This window comes from Prevotella jejuni, assembly GCF_900187995.1.
Taxonomy (GTDB): domain Bacteria; phylum Bacteroidota; class Bacteroidia; order Bacteroidales; family Bacteroidaceae; genus Prevotella; species Prevotella jejuni.
The window spans coordinates 22,571-43,502 of record NZ_FZNZ01000016.1; the positions used below are offsets into that span (position 1 = coordinate 22,571).

General features: G+C 43.8%; 8 protein-coding genes. 7 read left to right on the forward strand and 1 reads right to left on the reverse strand.

The window, feature by feature from the left end:
- Window positions 1–534 precede the first annotated feature (534 nt).
- A complete protein-coding gene (locus CHB62_RS07450) occupies window positions 535–1,959 on the reverse strand; it encodes an alanine/glycine:cation symporter family protein (protein ID WP_089366334.1) in 1,425 nt (474 codons plus the stop codon).
- Window positions 1,960–2,099: 140 nt separating this feature from the next.
- Here CHB62_RS07450 and CHB62_RS07455 point away from each other — a divergent pair, with 140 nt between their 5' ends.
- From CHB62_RS07455 to CHB62_RS07485, 7 genes are all read left to right on the forward strand, one after another.
- Window positions 2,100–3,017 (forward strand): YitT family protein, encoded by a 918-nt coding sequence (locus CHB62_RS07455; protein ID WP_042856159.1) that lies wholly within the window; start codon window positions 2,100–2,102, stop codon window positions 3,015–3,017.
- Window positions 3,018–3,039: 22 nt separating this feature from the next.
- The gene (gene mnmA, locus CHB62_RS07460; RefSeq protein WP_089366335.1) at window positions 3,040–4,134 is read left to right on the forward strand and encodes a tRNA 2-thiouridine(34) synthase MnmA; all 1,095 of its coding nucleotides are present in this window, start codon (window positions 3,040–3,042) and stop codon (window positions 4,132–4,134) included.
- 1,972 nt (window positions 4,135–6,106) lie between these two features.
- Window positions 6,107–7,705 carry a hypothetical protein gene (locus CHB62_RS07465; protein ID WP_089366371.1) on the forward strand — a complete coding sequence of 533 codons (1,599 nt, stop codon included), beginning with the start codon at window positions 6,107–6,109 and terminating at the stop codon, window positions 7,703–7,705.
- The gene (locus CHB62_RS07470) at window positions 7,705–10,080 is read left to right on the forward strand and encodes a S8 family serine peptidase (RefSeq protein WP_089366336.1); all 2,376 of its coding nucleotides are present in this window, start codon (window positions 7,705–7,707) and stop codon (window positions 10,078–10,080) included. The genes CHB62_RS07465 and CHB62_RS07470 overlap by 1 nt, the downstream gene beginning before the upstream one ends.
- Before the next feature lie 116 nt (window positions 10,081–10,196).
- On the forward strand, window positions 10,197–13,910 hold the full coding sequence (locus tag CHB62_RS07475; RefSeq protein ID WP_089366337.1) for a DUF6383 domain-containing protein: 3,714 nt from the start codon (window positions 10,197–10,199) through the stop codon (window positions 13,908–13,910).
- 1,515 nt (window positions 13,911–15,425) lie between these two features.
- Entirely contained in the window at window positions 15,426–17,126 is a 1,701-nt protein-coding gene (locus CHB62_RS07480; RefSeq protein ID WP_089366338.1) for a putative transporter, read from the forward strand.
- A 247-nt stretch (window positions 17,127–17,373) separates the two neighbouring features.
- Window positions 17,374–20,913 carry an ATP-binding protein gene (locus CHB62_RS07485; protein ID WP_089366339.1) on the forward strand — a complete coding sequence of 1,180 codons (3,540 nt, stop codon included), beginning with the start codon at window positions 17,374–17,376 and terminating at the stop codon, window positions 20,911–20,913.
- Window positions 20,914–20,932 lie beyond the last annotated feature (19 nt).

Here is a 20,932-nt window from a genome sequence, read left to right on the forward strand (position 1 = left end):
GAATCAAAACGTGGGCGGATAAAGTTCTGTTAAATCTGTGTACTCTGTGAGAGAAAGAAATCCCCAGCGAGTTGCATGTGTCTCATCTCATAAAGAGGTTGCGTTATTTTTCTCACAGAATAACACAGAAGAACAGAACACACAAGGTTCAGTGAAGATAGTGGCCCCTCCCCCGTCCCCTCCCCCGAAGGGAAGGGGCGTAATCACCGAGATACCCCTATAAGGAGGATGTGCGTCTCGATCTATTATCTTACTGGCTGTCTTGTAGGGGTAACCTCACATACTACGCCCATCCCTGCGGGGGAGGGGTTGGGGGAGGGGCCACTATCTTATGGGCTCGAAACGTTGGTAGAAAAGTTCTGTTAAATCTGTGTGCTCTGTGAGAGATAGAAATACCCTCCGTGAGAGAAAAAAATACCCTCCGTGAGAGAAAGAAATACCCGCTGTGAGAGAAAGATACTCCCAACATCTCAAGCAGCACGAACCTAAAAAAGGAAAAGAGCTTACCACCAACACAAGTAAGCCCTTTCTCTCCTACCAACATTCAATATCTTTTTCGATATCAGGCATTGTCTCGCGTTTGAAGACAGGACTCTTCACACCTGCCCGCTTCTGTTGTCGATAGTCATCGAGTAGGCGGAAGGCATATTTACCAAGTGTGATGATAGCTATAAGATTGCATATTGTGACGAGCGCCATAAAGAAGTCGCCAATACTCCATACAAGGTCAAGACTGGCAATAGCACCAAACATCACCATCAAACCGCCTGTTATGATACGCAGAACAAGGATGGCTGAAGGACGCTGGGTGAGGAAGCGCACGTTAGCCTCACCATAATAATAGTTTCCAATAATACTACTAAACGCAAAGAAGAAGATGGCGATGGCTACAAATATCGGTCCACTCGAGCCTACCTCATGCTCTAAGGCATTCTGTGTAAGCATAATACCCGACGCTGAACCGTCTGTATAAAGTCCGCTGATGATAATAATAAAAGCCGTACAACTACAAACGAGCAGCGTATCAGTGAACACTCCGAGCGACTGGATAAGTCCTTGTTTGACGGGATGGGTCGTAGATGCGGTCGCAGCAATGTTCGGTGCCGATCCCTCACCAGCCTCATTACTGAAGAGTCCACGCTTTATTCCATTCATCATCGTGGCACCCAATCCGCCACCTGCAAACTGTTCAAAGCCAAAAGCATTCTCTACGATAAGGCGGAAGACGTGTGGGATGAGTTGAATATTCATAACGATAACCACCAAGGCAAGGACGACATAGCCCACTGCCATCAATGGGACGAGGACACTACTGACCTTCGCAATGCGCTGAATACCACCGAAGACGATGACCAAAGAGAGTACTGCAAGGGCAACACCCATCCATGTGGGATTGATAGAAAAGGCCTTCTGCATTGCACCGCATATCGTATTGCTTTGTATGGAGATATAAGCCATACAGAAAGTCATCGTTATCAGGATGGCAAAGAGCTTCGACATCCATTTGCAATGCATACCATGAAGGATGTAATAGGCGGGTCCACCAATGAACGAGTCGGCATGGCGACGCTTATACAATTGGGCCAGCGTTGACTCGATGAAGGCCGTGGCCGACCCAAGGAGAGCGATAATCCACATCCAGAAGACCGCCCCCGGACCACCAATGGCTATGGCACTCGCTACACCGGCAAGGTTTCCTGTCCCCACACGAGACGCAATAGAGACTGCAAAGGCTTGAAAGGAAGATACATGCTTCTCTCCTTTATCGTGTGTATCAGTCGATTCACCCAAGAGGCGAACCATCTCACCTACCATACGAAACTGCACGAAATGCGTACGAAACGTAAACCATAACGCACAGAGAATAAGTGCCGCAACAAGAATATACGACCATGTAAAATCATTGATTGACACGATACTCTTATTCAACCATCCGTCAGCAGAAAAGATCTCAACCATAGTATAATCGGTTTATTACCCACCGCAAAAATAATAAAAACATCTGAAAGTTGCCCTATTATCCCATAAAAGTTTTGCTATTCACTTGACATTCACAATATTTTCACTAACTTTGCACAAAGCTAATGGTTGACAAACACATGGTAAGAAAAAGAAAGAATAAGTTAAGAGATGTACGCGAGTTTCTGATGATTGCGTTAGCTATGCTCATTGGGAGTTTCGGCTGGTGTGCTTTTCTGTTGCCCCACCACATCACAATAGGTGGTATTGCGGGTATTGCGTCTGTCATTCAGTGGGGTTTCAACATCCCAGTGCAGTACACCTACCTTATTATTAATGGCATACTACTCTTTGTTGCGTTAAAGATCTTGGGTTGGAAGTTCTGCGTAAGGACAATCTTTGCCGTATTGGTCTTTGCCTTCTCGACATCAGTATTGCGTGAGGCCTTCTCTAATCACCCCTTGTTCTCTGACGAGCCATTCCTTGCCTGCGTCGTAGGAGGTGTGCTCTTAGGGGTCGGAGTAAGCATTGCTCTGCAGTATAATGCCAGTTCGGGCGGTTCAGATGTTATTGCCGCAATGATTCATAAGTACCGAGATATATCGCTCGGACGTGTCATCTTGGCGTGTGACCTGTGTATCATCACCTCCAGTTATCTTGTGTTAGAGAACTGGGAGAAGGTTATCTATGGTTATATCGTTCTCTTTGTGATGACCTACGTGGTAGACTATCTTATCAACGGTATGCGTGGCTCGGTGCAGTTCTTTGTCATCTCTGACCATTGGGGAGAGATAGGTTCTGCCATAAACAACGATGTCGACCGTGGTTGTACGGTCATTGAAGCACGCGGATTCTACACTGGTAAGAAGGTGGGAATGCTCTTTGTCATCGCACGACGGTCTGAAGCCCACTCTATCTATCAAGTGATTGACGAGATAGACCCTAACGCCTTTGTTTCACAAGGTGCTGTCAACGGTGTCTATGGCATGGGATTTGATAGAATGAAGGTGGCCCACAAGAAGAAAGCGGCCGACGAGAAAGTAAAAGAAAAAGTATAAGTAAGAAGGGAAGAAAGTAAAGATGGATATTCAGGAACTCGAAGGTAAGCGTATTGCCGTTCTCCTTTCTGGAGGCGTCGACAGCTCAGTTGTGGTCTATGAGTTTGCACGCTTAGGACTACATCCCGACTGTTTCTATATAAAGATAGGACCAGAAGAGAAAGAGGACTGGGACTGCAACTCAGAAGAAGACCTTGAGATGGCTACGCTTGTGGCACGTCGCTTTGGCTGTAAGTTGGAGGTCATCGACTGTCATAAGGAGTATTGGGACCAGGTGACACGCTACACTATGGAGAAGGTGAAGGCTGGCTTTACACCAAACCCAGACGTTATGTGCAACCGACTGATAAAGTTTGGGGCCTTTGATGAGAAGATGGGACATGACTATGACCTCATCGCAACGGGCCATTATGCACAGACTGAGTGGATTGATGGGCGTAAGTGGCTCACAACAAGTCCTGACCCAGTGAAAGATCAGACCGATTTCTTGGCACAGATTTACGACTGGCAGCTGAAGAAAGCAATCTTCCCTATTGGCCACTACGAGAAGAATGAGGTGCGAGAGATTGCCGAACGAGAGAATCTCATCAATGCCCATCGCAAGGATTCGCAGGGTATCTGCTTCCTTGGGAACATCGATTATAACGAGTATGTACGTCGTTATTTAGGCGAACAAATAGGCGACGTCATCGAACTTGAGACGGGAAAGAAGATAGGCGAGCACAAGGGACTATGGTTCCATACCATCGGGCAACGTAAAGGGCTCGGTCTTGGCGGTGGCCCTTGGTTTGTTATTAAGAAAGATGTAACTAAAAATATCCTATATGTAAGTCATGGTTACGACCCTGCTACAGCCTATAAAAAAGATTTCCCGCTCCATGACTTCCATTTCTTAACAGAAGGTATTACAACCTTACCAGAGAAGATTACCTTCAAGATTCGCCATACACCTGAGTACCATCCAGCAACTGTTGATCAGTTGTCGGACGGTAGGTGTTTGATTCACTCTGCCGAAAACATCCATGGGGTGGCCCCTGGACAGTTCTGTGTTGTCTATGATGAACACCATCACCGATGCTTTGGGTCAGGCGAAATAGCGTTGTCAGTGGACGAGTGAACGAGTAGAACTGTTAACAAGTAGACGAGTTAACGGGTAGACAGGGTATGTCTTTTGCTGATAAGAAGACAGGGTAACAGGTGAACAGGAGTTTTTTGTAAGTTAACGAGTAGACGAGTTAACGGGTAGACAAGTTATGTATTTTGCTGAAAAGTAGACGAGTTAACGGGTAGACAGGGTATGTCTTTTGCTGATAAGTAGACAGGGTAACAGGTAAACAGATTTTGTCGTAAGTGGACAAGTAGACAGGGTAACAGATAAACAGGCTTCGCTGCGTGGTAACAAATTGATAAGGTAACGAGCTTAAAAGCTATATCTCTAACAAAGGATATATTTTTCTCTCACTGAGGTGATTCTCTTCTCTTATAGAGGGTATTTCTATCTCTCACAGAAATCACAAATTTAATAGAGCGTTTAAGCACATAGCTTAATTCTTGTGGGTATATTATCTCTCACAGAGCGCACGAATTTAACAGAACGTTTTAGCACACTGCTTATTTTCTGTGGGTATATTATCTCTCACAGAGTACACAGAGTTAACAGAGCGTTTTAGCACACTGCTTATTTTCTGTGGGTATATTATCTCTCACAGAGCACACAGAATTAACAAAACATTTTAGCACACGTTTCGAGCCCACAAGATAGTGGCCCCTCCCCCAACCCCTCCCCCGCAGGGAGGGGCGTAGTATGCGAGGTTACCCCTACTGGGCTGCTTGCATACTTCGTAGAGGTTTTTTCTCTCACAGAACTCACAGATCTAACGGAACCTTTTTGGCACACGTTTCGAGCCCACAAGATAGTGGCCCCTCCCCCATCCCCTCCCCCGCAGGGAGGAGCGTAGTATGTGAGGTTACCCCTACTGGGCTGCTTGCATACTTCGTAGAGTTTTTTTCTCTCACAGAACTCACAGATCTAACGGAACCTTTTTAGCACACGTTTCGAGCCCTCAAGATAGTGGCCCCTCCCCCAACCCCTCCTCCGCAGGGAGGGGCGTAGTATGCGAGGTTACCCCTACTGGGCTGCTTGCATACTTCGTAGAGGTTTTTTGCTCTCACAGAACTCACAGATCTAACGGAACCTTTTTGGCACACGTTTCGAGCCCACAGAAGGCCGTCGGCATACAGAGATCACAGAGCGTTTCAGCTAAAGATGGCTGTAAGGTTCTGTGTTATCGGTTGACTTAATGTCTCTGTGAAACTTTGTGTATTCTGTTCATCTGTGTAATTCTGTGAGAGAGAAAAATCCTGTGTGTCCTGTTCATCTGTGCTCCTCTGTAAGAAAGAAATCCCCTTCACTCCCTAACTCCTTTACCCCTTGTCAAGAATTTTCGCTTCTCTCGAACAGAACAGACGCCTTTCATGGGTGAAGAAGAGGCCCTTCAACGTTCAAGAACAGGCTCTTCTTGCATGTAGAACATGCCCTTCTTGAGGCAAGAAAGGCATGTTTTGCAAAGCAACTTGTAATATACTGATTTATTGAACGTTATAACATCACATGCACGAGACTTTATACTCGGATTTAGAGAGTATGATAGTCGACGTATTGTAATACTTTTTTGTCATCAATAGGTTCCTTTGCACTATGATGAACGGGTATATAGACTATGTCGACTCATTGTTAATAAGCTTATTATCCCATATTTTAACAATCAACTAAGACGTCAGAATAGATATGCGTATTCTGTCGGCTCGTCGACTAAACCAGCTTATTTTATAACAACAAGTGTTTTGTGTACGATTTTGTTTGAAATAGATACAAATAAGACTAATTATGAATTAAAATATAATTTTAAGCGAAAAAACTTTGTTCTAACCATAAATAATAACTACTTTTGCAATAGATTTATAAAAGAACAAATAACCTGTAAAAGTGTTTGCTCGATATTTATCACAACAACTCCTCTGCTTTTAGTGCAGAAACCATAGTGAAAAAGCTTATATCCGATATTTGGTCAATAATAAAATATATGTCTATGAAGCAGGTTTACGCTTATCTTTTTTTAGTACTATTGGTGTTCTCATCAGTAAACGCAAAGGCTGATACGCCCGTTAAAATCAATATTGATGACGTTAATAAAGTTACCGTGAAGGTTAATTATGTCCCAGTGGCTGACCTTACAAATGGTACAAACACGGTTAACGTACCGCAATATGCCTCTTTAAGTATAGAGGCTAAGGAGGATTACTACCTTAAGGATGTTACAAAACAAGGTAAAGACGGAGCAGTTATAGCTCAAAACATTTCAAATCTCACGTCTTGCAATATCTATCTATCAGATGCTGACAAGAATATACTCATTAAGGTTAAGAGTGGAGTCTTAGCTGATGTTCGCACAGGTTCATGCTCTGTAAAGGTCGATAATGCCCCAAAAGTGAGGGTATCTCGCTATGAGTCACACACGTCAGTAGCGTTGCAAAATGGTGAAAACATTGTAAAATGGATTCCTAATACCGAGAAAACGCTTGTGATAACCAATGCTAATTATAGCGATGCCCCTATATATAAGGTGACAGTCGACGGTAATGACGTAGCTTCTTCAGGTGGTCAATACTTTGTAACGCTGACTTCAGGCTGTGTTGTAGATATCAAAGCCGATTATCCGGACATATCTTATCCAGTGAAGTTCAACTTCTCTAACGAGGTTGCAAAGGGTATTATCTCAAAGGTAATGGCTGATGGTAAGGAAGTTAAGAACTACAATGATGCTGATTTCAAGCTCAAAGCAGGAACGAAACTATCCTTAACTTTCGACCAAAACAACTATGCCTTAGACGCTTTTAAGGTCAATGGCACTGCCGTTACGATATATGGTAACTACGAATGTTACGTGAAAGACAATCTTGTCTTTGATGTTCAGGCACATAAATATGCTACTGTAAAAGCTGTGTTGACTGTTGACAACGCAGCAAATATCACCGCTTATGAGGGTCAAAGCTATAATAATAAGGTGATAACCCTACAGAATGGCAGTAATAATATTGAGTTAGGAGAGAAGAACAACCTTATCCAAATAAAGCCAAACAGCGGTTGCAAGGTTGAGTCAATCAAGGCAAACGGTACTCCTGTAACAGCCAATTACGATGGAGCATACGAGATAAGACTAACCGAAGGAATGACGATTGAGGTTACGACATCAGCCATTGTACGCGACCAGAAGGCAATAGTTGTGATTGACGACATCAGCCTTGCGAACTATGGATTCAACTTCTACCGCTCTGACCACTCAACGGTAAAGATGCAGACAGGCGAAAACACTGTTATGTTCTCAGCCGATGATCATCACTTCATGCTTGGTGCATACGGTAATGACTTGAGTAAGATGGTGGTTAAACTCAACGGAACGAAACTTAACCCACCTTATCCTGGCGGCACAAGCTTTGAGTTTGATTTGAAGAACGGGGACCGTTTGGAGGTCTTACTCAAGGGCGACACAGCTGGTATTGACGCCATAGAAGCCGTAAAACAAGGGAAGGCAGTAGTCTATCGTCTTGATGGAACGCGTGTAGAAGGTAGTCAGCTACCTAATGGAGTCTACGTAATTAATGGTAAAAAGATTATAATAAAGAAGTGATGAGAAAATTTCTACTTACAGTATTAAGTATCTGTACGGCAGGAATGGCATTCGGTCAGTCGAAGCTCGACCTACAAAGTCAGTTGGAACTGTATAAACTCCGCAATACAGCCATACCTACGTACAATAGTCGAACACGCGCGTTTGAACGACCTAAGAGTGTACCAGAAAACACAATGGCAATGGTCGAAATGAAGGATCAGAACGACCGAGCAGACTTAGAAGCACAAGGAGTAAAGGTGTTGCGAGTACGTGGTAATATCGCTATTGTCGTAGCTCCAATAAAAGACATAGAGCGTATTTCAGCCTTGAAGTGCGTTCGTCGTATGGAACTCCCACGTCGTGTCTATCAGAAGATGGATGTCGTTCGTAAGGAGATTGGTGTCGATAAGATTCACCAAGGTGTTGACCTCCCACAGGCTTACACTGGTAAAGGGGTGGTAACGGGTATTGTTGACGGTGGTATTGACCCTAACCATATCAACTTTCTCAAGCCAGACGGCAGCACGCGATTTGGTTATATCAGTAAGATTACAGCCAGTCAGTCGAATAAGGATGGTTATCAATTCGATAACTATTACCCTCGTGCCGTACTTGACACCCTGACTAATCGTGATAACGCATACGCTATTGAGGACTTTACGACCGATTCCTACACTACGTTCCATGGTACTCACACTACAGGAATCATGGCGGGTGGATACAAAGGCAATATCACCTATGCTAAGACTAACGATAACGACAAGTCTTATAAAGTGACAGGTCCTAATCCTTTCTATGGTTGTGCGACAGAGTCAGAACTTGTGGCTTCATGCGGAGACTTGCGTGACCAGTATATTGCATTTGGTGTTGATGATGTCGTACAGTATGCACAACTATCAGGAAAGAAGCCTAAACCATGTGTTATCAACCTTTCATTAGGTAGTAACATTGGTGTACACGACTCTACAAGTGTAATGAATCGCTTCCTTGCAGAGGAAGGAAAGCACGCTATTATCTGTGTTGCTGCAGGTAACGAGGCGAACATGGGCATCGCATTAAAGAAGGATTTTGCTGCTGCGGGAGAGACAGTTAAGACCTTCCTTACGCCAATGCAGCCAGATAGTTTAAGTTCTGGAGGTAAGACCTACTATAATCTTCGTAACGGACAGATAGCTGCTTATAGTAATGACTCTACTGCGTTCGATCTACAAATAGTTGTTACTAACACGAAGCGTGGCAATAAAGCTGCTGTTAGAATCCCTCTTCAAAATAATACAAAAGGTCAACCTATTACCTATGCATCAGGTGGTGACTATTCAATGTCAGGTGCTGTTATCAACCAAACCTTTGCGAAAGCGTTCGATGGATACGTCACAGCAGCTTCTATGATAGACCCTGAAACAGGCCGTTACTACGCTATGGCGCAGATAATGACCAGTGATAACCAGAAAGACAACAAGGATGGCAACTATAAACTGGCGTTGGAAATAAAGAGTAAGAAGCCTGGACAGCGTGTAGAAGTTTATAGTGATGCACAGTTTATCTACTTCGATAGCAACAAGCAGGATGGTTTCGTAAGCGGAACACGCAATGGTTCTATCAGCGATATGGCATGTGCTGCAAACATCGTTACTGTTGGTAGCTACAATGTACGCAACCACTGGTCATCTCTCGACGGCTTTGTTTATGGTTACAACAAGCGAGGTGACGAAGATGACTTCCCTGAAGGCGAGGCTTCACGCTTCTCTTCTTTCGGTACATTAGCCGATGGTAGAAACCTTCCACACGTATGTGCACCGGGCGCATCTATCATCTCTTCTGTCAATACATACGCTGTAGAGAATCCCGACTTAGGCTATAATGACATGGCATTGCAGGGTAAGTTGGAGAAAGGTGGTAAGAAATACTACTGGCATCAATCCCTCGGTACATCCATGGCTACGCCTGTTGTGGCTGGTGCTATTGCCCTCTGGCTTGAAGCAAACCCAAGTTTGACAGTCAAGGACGTAATACGTATCATTCAGCAGACCGCTCGTAAGGATAACTTTGTTACTAATACAGGTGACCCAGTACAGTGGGGAGCAGGTAAGTTTGACGCTTACGCTGGCTTAAAGCAGGTACTAAAGGAAAAAGAAACCGATGGTATTAATGGCGTGAGATACGCTGAGAGTCAAGAAGTACCTGTCATCACAATGACTGGCGAACGCTCTTTCTCAGCCTTCCTTGCTGGTGCAAAGCAGCTGAACTTACGTGCTTATTCACTCAGCGGACAGTTAGTTCACTCGCTCTCAGCACAAGGTGACGAACTCAACGTCAATGCTTCTTCATGGAACAAGGGCGTTTACTTGATTCAAGTAAATGGTGGTAAGGCACAGCGTATCGTTATCTATTAAGGCTTGATAAACGTCGGATAATATTCCCAAAGGATAGGAAGAACACTCCTCATCCTTGGGAATACGATAATTAATCACATGCTATAATATAAGAAAACTATAATATTTATAAATATATGAAGCATAAATTTACTTTTCTGCCATCCTTTCTTCTCTTAGTGATGGCAATGTTTTGGAGCTCGCTTGCTGCCCATGCGCAAGACGATCAACAGATCATCAAGTTCCATACTAACATACCTGCTAAGGCTAAAAGTAGTGGAATTACAGCACAAGTATCCTTTGTGTTGGGCGCAAAAGACAATGCAACGACCGTTAGCATCGACTGTGGTTCAGGTGACGAAGAGTTCGATGTGAATAAAACCATAGTAGAGAATGAGAATGGCGAACAGACCATGAAGGGCTCTCTCTACACTGGTACAGTGTCAGATGATGGGTGGGTAACGATTAAGGGTGACCCTGCTAACATCTATTACTTTAATGCCTCTGGTAACGAGATCGACCAGATTGAGTTTAATGACAACCTAAAGCTACAAGTATTAAACTTGGAGCATAACAGCTTAAAGTCACTCAATATTGATAAGTTACAGAGCCTAAGTGTTATCTATCTGCAGGACAATCCGTTCACAGCCGAGACTCCATTGATGATTGGTCGTATGCCTAATCTTATGGTGTTGGAGGTTCCACAGATTGGACATATCTCTCCTAACTTCACGCTTAAGAACTTTCCTAAGCTCCGTTCGTTTGATGCCTACCACACACTCAGCCTTAAGGTTGCAGACCCAACAGAGTGTCCTCTGCTGCAGCGTTTGAGCCTTGACATGACAAGCGTGGAGAGTGTAGACCTCTCAAAGAACCCATTACTGCAAATACTCAACGTGGGTGACTCTCGTGTCAAGACTCTTGACCTTAGTCATAACCCTGAGATAACGCAGCTCTACATATCTCACTCCTCTGGAGCAGTCAATACTGACGTGAAGTTTGAGACCATTGATGTGTCTCACTGTCCGAAGCTCTACTACTTCTATTGTGGTGGTAACAACTTGAAAGAGCTTGATTTAAGAAACAATCCAGAACTCTTCACACTCTCTTGCGACCGTAACCTCCTACGGAGCCTTGACGTTAGTCAGAACGTAAACCTATATAGTGTCAACGTAAGATACAACTACATGGACTTTGCGACACTACCAGAACCAGGCAACTGGTTTGAGTATTATCACGAGCAAAACCCTATGGAGTTGAACGATACATATAAGGTAGGTGATGTCATCGACCTTAGCAAGCGTGTACTTCGTAAGAACACAAGAACAGATGCAAGACTTTACCGTGTTCCAAAGGCCGACCCAACAAAACCAGTAGAGTTAGATGACAGCTATTACTCATACGAGGCTGGTAAGGTGACATTGAAGAAAGCACTTAATGATCAGGTCTTTGTACAGTTCACGAATAGCCGTCTTAAAGACTACCCTATCCGTACTGAGAACTTCAGAATAAAGACTGTTGCCGAGTTTGGAAAGGACGAGAAGGCTGTTGAAATGGCAAGTCTTGGATCTGAAGGCGACTCAGTTAACATGTCAGTGGGTATCCTTGGTGCTACAGCAGCTAATCCTGTAACAGTAAAGGTTGACTTAGGTAATGGAGAGACAACGCCGTTCCAGATTAAGGAAGAGCGTCCTGCTACACCTAACATCGCTACTACACGTACTGGCGCAGGTAACATTATTATATATGTTCCACAAGATAAGTACGTAACAAGTCTTGAGTCTAACGGTCAATATATTGATAACATCGACCTCTCTGCACTCACAGAACTTCGCATACTGACGCTGAAGAATGCAAGTCTTACTACTATTGACCTCTCTTACAACAATAAGCTTGAGAAGCTCGACTTATCTAACAATCAGCTAAGACGTGTTGATCTCCGTGGTCCATCATCTTACTTTAATAAGAGTAATTTGACTGATATCAACATTAGTCATAACCAGATTGACTCATTGCTCTACTATACCATCTATGGTGTAACGAAGCTGAATGTAAGTCATAACAATCTGAACAAGCTGGATCTTAAGGATGCCGACAACTTGCGTATGCTTGATATCTCTTACAACAAGTTCACTCGTCTCCTCCTTAACCACAGTGAACTGATAGAAGACGTCAATGTTGCTAACAACGAGTTGACCGAGATTGGAATACCAACCGTTGCACCTGTAAAGAAGTTGAACATCAGTGGCAACTACTTCACATTGGCTAATATGCCTAACGACTTCGGCCTTTCTCGTGGCAACTTCATCTATGCTCCGCAGCACGTTCTACAGATTTCAACCTCTTCACCAGGTATCGACCTCTCTGAACAGTACATCACAAAGAATGGTGCTAAGACTCAGTTTGTATGGAAGAAGAAGGATGGTACACCGTTACAGTTGGGTACTGACTATACCATTACCGATGGTTCTGCTAAGTTCAAGAACCTTGCGCTCGACTCTATCTATTGTGAGATGACGCATGCAGCCTACCCTGATTTCGAAGGCCAGAACGTCTTCAAGACAACATACGTTCATCCTATCGCCTTCCCACAGTATGAGTTGGCTTCATTCACAACGCTCAACCAGACTGACAGCGTGGCGCTTTCTCTCGCAAGCTATGTTCCTGGTAAGTCTGTCTACATCGAATGGGAGGGTAATGGTAACGTCACACAGTATGCACTTGGAGAGACTTACAAGCTCTTCCGAGCTAAGTCAAAGCCAAATACAAAGGTACGTGTACTTGTTGCTGAGCCTGATGATAAGGTGAAAGTCTTCAGTATCTCAAACGTTAAGATGGCCGAAGCTGACTTCACTGGTATGAAGGAAGCAAAGCTTATCACTGTTTCGAAGGCAGGACTTACAACTATTAAGCTCCCTGTAGCACCAAACCTTACCGACTTGAACCTTGATGAGAATGAGTTGACAGACGTTGACTTGTCACCGTTCCCAAAGCTTTTCTCAGTGTCATTGATTGGTAATAAGATTAAGACCTTCGACTTATCAAAGGCGCCAAGCCTTAATGTTGCTTACCTATCAAGCAACAAGATGAAGGATATCAAACTTGATAACCCTATGCTTTGGAACCTTGACTTGAGCAATAACGACCTCGAAAGCGTGTCACTCGACAAGCTTCCTCAGTTGGAGCAGTTGTGGTTGAACGCTAACAAACTTACAAAGGTTGACGTGTCAAAGAATACTAACCTTAGAGTTCTCAACGTTGTTGGCAACCGTCTGAAGTTCTCTACAATGCCATTGCCAAGCAACAACGGCAGGCGATTTGATAAATACTCTTACAACCTTCAGGCCCCAATTGATGTTAAGTGCGTTAATGGTAAGGTCGATCTCAGCTCTGAGGCGGTTGTTGGAGGTGAGCCTACTACCTACCGCTGGTTCGATGGCAATGTGCAATATGTTGATGGTGTGTTACAAGGAGAAGAGCTTGCAACCAATGACGAGTACACCGTTGAGAATGGTGTAACTACTTTGAAGCTTAGTGAAACCTTCACGAAACTTGTTTGTGTGATGGCGAACGATAACTTCCCTAATGCCCTTCTCCACACAAACTACATCACATTCACTCCTTCAGCAGGCATTGATGCAGTCAGTGCAGATAAGGATGTTAAGATCCAGTTCTACGATGGTGCTATTAATATCCTGGGTGCAAAGAATGCTACAACAGCTATCTACACTATCGATGGTAAGCTCGTTTACCAAGCTAAGATTGCTGACGACAGCACTCGCATCTCCCTCGCTCGTGGTACCTACATCGTACGTGTAGGCAACAAGGCTGCGAAGATTAGCGTTAAGTAAGAACGATAACACGTAAATAAAAAGTCCCCTTGTTGGTTGCTGAACACTTGTTCGGCAAACAAACAAGGGGATTTCTTTGTCTAATTACCCCACCCTAGACCCTCTGTCATAAGCAACGAACTAAACTCATGAAAGGCTTGGTCATAAGTTTCTAAAAACCTTTGTTATAAACGTCAGAACACTTCAATATAAGCATCAGAAAGCTTTACTATAATCGTCAGAAAACCTCACTATAAGTATCAGAAAGCTTTACTACTATCATCTGAGGAACCTTCTTGTAAACCTTTTTCGCTCTACTCACTCCCTGTACATGCCCGTCAGCGTTCAAGAAGACGCTCTTCTTGCTTCAAGAACATGCCCTTCTTGCATGTTGAAGACGCCCTTCTTGATGCTTATTAGGCGTCTTCTTCTTTGCTACCTATAACCATCTGAATACATGATAGTTACATACTCACTTCTTATACATATTCCTCTCCTTTTTTCAGGACCCCTATACGCCTCTTTGTAAAGACATTTCAACATCAGACAGACAGAATATATGAGAGACAGAATAACAGGGGGACGGACGAAGACAGAGGGATTTTTGAAGACAAAATGACATAATGACAAATGGAGACAGATGATTTTTTTGAAGACAGAATGACATAATGACAAATGAAGACAGATGTTTTTTTTGAGACAGAATAACATAATGACAAATGGAGACAGATGATTTTTTTGAAGACAGAATAACATAATGACAAATGGAGACAGATGATTTTTTTGAGACAGAATGACATAATGACAAATGAAGACAAATGATTATTTTTGAGACAGAATAACATAATGACAAATGGAGACAAATGATTTTTTTGAAGACAGAATGACATAATGACAAAAGGAGACAGGGTATGGTTTTGAAGACATAATGACATAATGACAAACGAAGAATGACATATTTTTTCTCACAGAGAACACAGATGAACAGAACACACAAAGGCCCACAGAGACATTAAGTCAACCGATTACACAGAACCTTACAGCCAACGTTAGCTTATCATCAACACCTAACACCTAACATTCAACACCCTTCTTTAGCTATAACGCTCTGTGAACTCTGTATGCCGAAGGCCTTCTGTGTGCTCGAAACTGTGCGCCAAAATGCTCAGTGAACTCTGTGCGCTCTGTGAGAGAAAAAACCTTTACGAAGTATGTAAGCAGCCTAATAGGGGTATCTCGGTAATCACTCCCCTCTCCATTCGGAGAGGGGCTGGGGGTGAGGTCAGTAGGGGCTGTGAGTGAGGCTACTATTACATACGTCTACAAAAACCTATTGACTATCAGGAGAAAACAGGTGTAAAGGCAAGGAGAGGAGGCTACCCTTCTATCCTAACTATTCTTATCATTCTGATTGATAGTCATCTACAAATATTGTACATTGTACCAACAAAAAACTTCAGCGTCCTAAAAATTGTCATAAAAGATTAGCTTATATTCTTTTAAATCACTACCTTTGCACCCACTAAACAATACCTTATGGACTGGTTAATTGATATTTTTTCAACAGCAAAACAGGATACGGTAGCACATATCGTGTTGCTTTATTCGATTGTCATTGCCTTAGGTGTACTACTTGGCAAGATTAAGATTGGAGGTATCTCACTTGGAGTAACCTTCGTTTTGTTTGTCGGCATTGCAGCCGGAAGCATTAAATTCACAGGCCCTCTACCCGTGTTAAGTTTCTTACAAGACTTTGGATTGATTCTATTCGTCTTTATGATAGGTCTACAAGTAGGGCCGGGTTTCTTCGAGAGCTTCGGTAAAGGTGGACTAAAACTTAACATTCTCGCCTCGGTGACAATCCTTCTTAACATCCTCGTGATGTTTGCGTGCTACTTTATCTTCTTTGACACGAAAGACTCAAGTAGCCTTCCTATGATGGTAGGTACGCTCTATGGTGCCGTAACAAACACCCCTGGTCTTGGTGCAGCGAATGAGGCTTTACACAACGTCTTTAAGAACGGGATGGACTTCGACATCACTTCTGGTTATGCCTGTGCCTATCCTTTGGGTGTCGTAGGTATTATCGGTGCAACAATTGCTATACGCTATATCTGTAAGGTAAACCTCGAAGAAGAGAATGAGAAGCTGAATGAGGAAGAAGCAGAGAACCCAAATGCAAAACCTCACACCATGTATTTGAGGGTACAAAACGCTTATATCGCAGGCCGAAAGCTCAAAGAAATATCAGAGTTCCTCAACCGCGATTTCGTTTGTACACGTCTTATGCACAATAACGTACTCAGTGTTCCTACATTAGACAATGTCTTTGAGTTGGGTGATGAGATACTTATCGTTAGTGCAGAGGTTGACGCACAGGCTATCCAAGCCTTCATTGGTCCAGAGATTGAGGTAGACTGGCACGAGGAAGACCAGCCTCAACCACTCATTAGTCGCCGTATTATCATCACCAACAGCTCTATCAACGGTAAGACTTTAGGTAATCTACATTTCCGTTCAGTCTATGGCGTGAACGTGACACGTATCATCCGCCAAGGTATGGACCTCTTTGCGGGTCGTAACCACCGCTTTATCGTTGGCGACCGCATCATGGTTGTTGGTCCAGAAGAGAATGTAAACCGTGTTGCAGAGATGATGGGTAACTCCGAGAAACGCCTCTATGCGCCAAACATCGCAACTATCTTTATCGGTATCATGGTAGGTATTCTCTTTGGAAGTCTACCTATCAGCATCCCTAACATGCCTGTAGCTATGAAGCTCGGCTTGGCCGGTGGTCCGCTGATCATAGCCATTCTCTTAGGTCGCTTCGGTCATCGTATAGGTCTTGTCACCTATACAACGACATCAGCCAACCTGATGTTACGTGAGATGGGATTGGCCCTCTTCCTTGCCTCCGTGGGCATCAAGGCTGGTGCAGGGTTCTGGAATACGGTTATTCAAGGAGACGGTTTGAAGTATGTTTACACTGGTTTCCTCATCACCATCATCCCAATTCTTATCGTAGGAACCATCGCACGAATGAAGTATAAGTTCAATTACTTTACAATCATGGGTATGTTGGCAGGTACCTATACCGACCCTCCAGCATTGGGTTACGCTAACTCCATCTGTTCAAGCGAGGCTCCAGCTGTCGGATACTCAACTGTTTATCCGCTCAGTATGTTCCTAAGAATATTTATGGCACAAGTGATAATACTCTTCTTCTGCCATCCTTAAAATGAGGAACAGTATTATTTAGAATAAAAAAGAGTTGGGTGTATCAGCAATCTGATGCACCCAACTCTTTTTGATTATCCACGAGAAAGAAAGAAGAAAGCAACGGTCTCCATCATAGAACGACTAAATCATGTTGTCAAATAAAGATGATAGATAATTCTGTAGTTGCTTAACCCCTATTTGAGAAAAGTTTTGTAAATTTGCCTTTAGATTATAGATTGACTGCGACAAAGACCCTATAAGATAGATGAAGAAAGCAAGAACATACGGTAAAATACAAGGATGGGTAGCCTGCCTACTCCTTCTGCTGTGTGTCGCTTGTAGTTCGCCCAACCAGAAAGAGGTCGACCTCTACAATGACAAGGCCTACGCTCTCCATTACCGCAACCTCGACTCTGTCACAATCTATGCTAATAAAGCCTATAACTTAGCGAAGAACTATGACGCAGGAAAGGCAGAAGCACTGAACAACCTTGCCTTCGTCGACTTGATGAAGATGCGCTTTACAGCAGCTAACGCTAAGCTCGATTCCGTATTAAAGATTACTGATAACCAGGTAGAACTGCTGGTTGCTGATATCCAGTTGATGCGTCTCTGTCAGCGTGAGTCGCTCAATAAGGAGTTCTACGACTACTATGAAAAGGCACAGAAAAGACTTCATCGTATTGAAGAAGACGAAGCACTGCTCTCTCCTCGTCAGCGACGTCGTATGGTCTATGCCCGCTCTGAGTTTGCTATCGTTACCTCCACCTATTATTATTATGTAGGTTTGGAACAGCCATCCATCAAAGCCATCCACCAGATAAACCCTGATGGAGAGATCCAAACAGACATAGCACAGCTGTTGGCCTACTTCTATAACATCGGTTCGGGTGGTATTATCAATACGAACACACAGAAAGCTATTGAACAAAAGGAGTTTGAGTATCTCATAAGATGCTATATGCTTGCTCGACAACACAATTTCCCTTATTGGGAGGCAAACTCCTTACAGGCTATCAGTGAGCTGATTGTGAACGATAAGAGTCGGGAGACACTGATGCACAATAACCTCCCCTCGTTCCAATACATCAATCTTGATAATATGCCTGATAGCCTCCTTGCAGGTAACTTGGCACAGCGTTCGCTGCATATCTTCCAACGTTATGGGGATGTCTATCAGACGGCAGGTTCTTATCGAACCTTGGCTTCATGCTATTGGCAGATTAAAGACTATCGTTCAGCAATCATTTGTCTGAATAAGGCATTAAACAACAATCCTGCTATAAAGCAGGCTCCAGACCTCGTTGCGTCAATCCGTGAACAGTTGAGTGTGACTTATTCGGCGATTAACAACAAACAACAAAGTGATTATAACCGTAATATCTATCTTGACTTACAGGACGAAACGCGACAAGACAGGTATCTCACCTCACGTGCGGAACAATTAGAAAACACCTCACAACAGCTTAACCTCATCATTATTGCTGTGGCTCTTTCTATCATCATCGTATTGGGGTCGCTCGTTCTCTTCCATTACCTCCGTAGAAGAAAAGATACACAAGGGTCGTTAGACGACCTCCTTCAGCCTCTTGAACAATGGCGACAACAGAACGAACAGCACATGGCGGAGTTGGCTGAACAGTATGAAGAGATTTCCGAACAACTGGATATCAATAAGTTACACCTCACTGATAATAAGCGTAAGAACCTTGAACAAAGGGCTAAGATATCACTCGTAAACGGTGTTATCCCACTCATCGACCGTATGTTACATGAGATAGAAAGACTCAAGAAGGGCGGTGAAAGTGAGACTGTAAAGGCTGAACGTTACACCTATATACGGGAGTTGACGGATAAGATTAATGAATTAAACGCTGTACTCACAGAGTGGATCCAACTCAGACAAGGGCGACTGTCGCTACACATCGAGAGCTTCCCTGTGCAACAGGTGTTCGATATCGTGAAGAAAGGACGTATGGGCTTCTACATGAAAGGTATAGAACTACGTGTAGAGCATACCAAGGCTATTGTCAAAGCCGACCGTGTTCTGACGCTTTTCATGGTGAATACCTTGGCTGATAACGCCCGTAAGTTTACAGAGAAAGGCGGGAAAGTGACGATTACATCTACCGAAGCACCAGACTATGTAGAGATAGCTGTTAGCGATACGGGCTGTGGACTCACAGAAGAAGAACAGCAACATATCTTCGACCATAAGCCTATTCATGACCAGAAAGACAGTTCATCGCATGGCTTCGGACTGATGAATTGTAAGGGTATCATCAATAAGTATAAGAAGATTAGCCAGATATTCGCTATCTGTGAGATTGGCGTTGAGAGCAAGAAAGGCAGGGGTAGCCGCTTCTTCTTCCGTCTGCCAAAGGGTATCAGCCGTGTCTTGTTGGCTTTCCTCCTTGCTACTGCCTCCTTATTGACTGCTCAGGCTCGACCTACAAGGGCCTACGATAAGGCTACAGCACTTGCAAAGAAGGATTACACCACCCTTGCGGCTATTTATGCCGACTCGGCTTACTTCTCTAATATCAATGGTTCATATAGTAAGACGTTGGCTTATGCGGATACTTGTCGATACTACCTTAATAAACGCTATCTACAGCTCCACCCTAAAGGAAAGGAACTGATGAAGCGACTTGGGAGCCTATCTATTGTCCCAGCAGAGATTAAATGGTATCATGATAGTATCCCGTTGAACTATGGAATTATCCTCGATATACGCAATGAGAGTGCTGTTGCAGCACTTGCCTTGCATGAGTGGGACCTTTATAAATATAATAACTCTGTCTATACCCACCTTTTTAAGGAGCGTTATGCCGATAACTCTTTGGGCGAATACTGCCGAATGATGATGAAGTCGGAGACCAATAAGAATGTGGCTGTTGCCCTTCTTGTACTCTTCCTACTATCCATCCTACCAGTGTATTACGTGATGTATTATCGTCACCGCCTTGTCTATCAGTTCTGTTTGGAACGTGTAAGACAGATAAACACTATCCTCCTTAGCGACGTAAGCGAAGAGAACAAACTGAGAGAGGTTGAGAAAGGGGTGAGCGACAGATTTCCTGAACGATTATTGGCTATCGTCAACCAGATTAAGGAGGCACTTGTCGCATCGGTGGAAGAGAACCAGAAGAGCCAGTCTGATATCGAACTGCTCGAAGATGAGGTGCGTTGTGTGGAATACGAGAACGAGCGTTTGCACATTAGTAATAGTATTCTTGATAACTGTCTGTCAACGCTGAAACACGAGACAATGTACTATCCTTCACGTATTCGCCAGCTTGTCGACGAAGCTGACGGTCAACTTGAAGCGATTGACGAGTTGGCTATCTACTACAAGGAGCTCTATCAGATTCTTAGTCAGCAGGCTATGAGCCAGATTGAGGCCGTGAAACTTGTATCGCGTCCTGTGGATATCACGACTTTGGTGAGCCCTGCAAAACTGACGACAGCCTTTGAGTCACCACTTATCAATGGCGACCCTGTCTTCCTGGCCTACTTATTTGAGATCTTATACCTTATTAATAATAACCAACCACTGACGGTCACTGCCGAAGAGCATCAGCCTGGTTACGTGACCTTACACGTCATTATGTCTACGCTGTCACTCTCTGATGATGCTTGTCGCAACCTCTTCCAACCATCTGCCGACCGTTTGATGTTCTTCATCTGCCGACAGATTGCCCGCGACAATGGCGAGGCTACAAATAAACGTGGCTGTGGTATCTCAGCTAACGAGACACCAGAGGGCGTGAGAATAGACGTGGTCTTGGCAAAAGCAAATTAAGAAACAAAATAAAACAAAA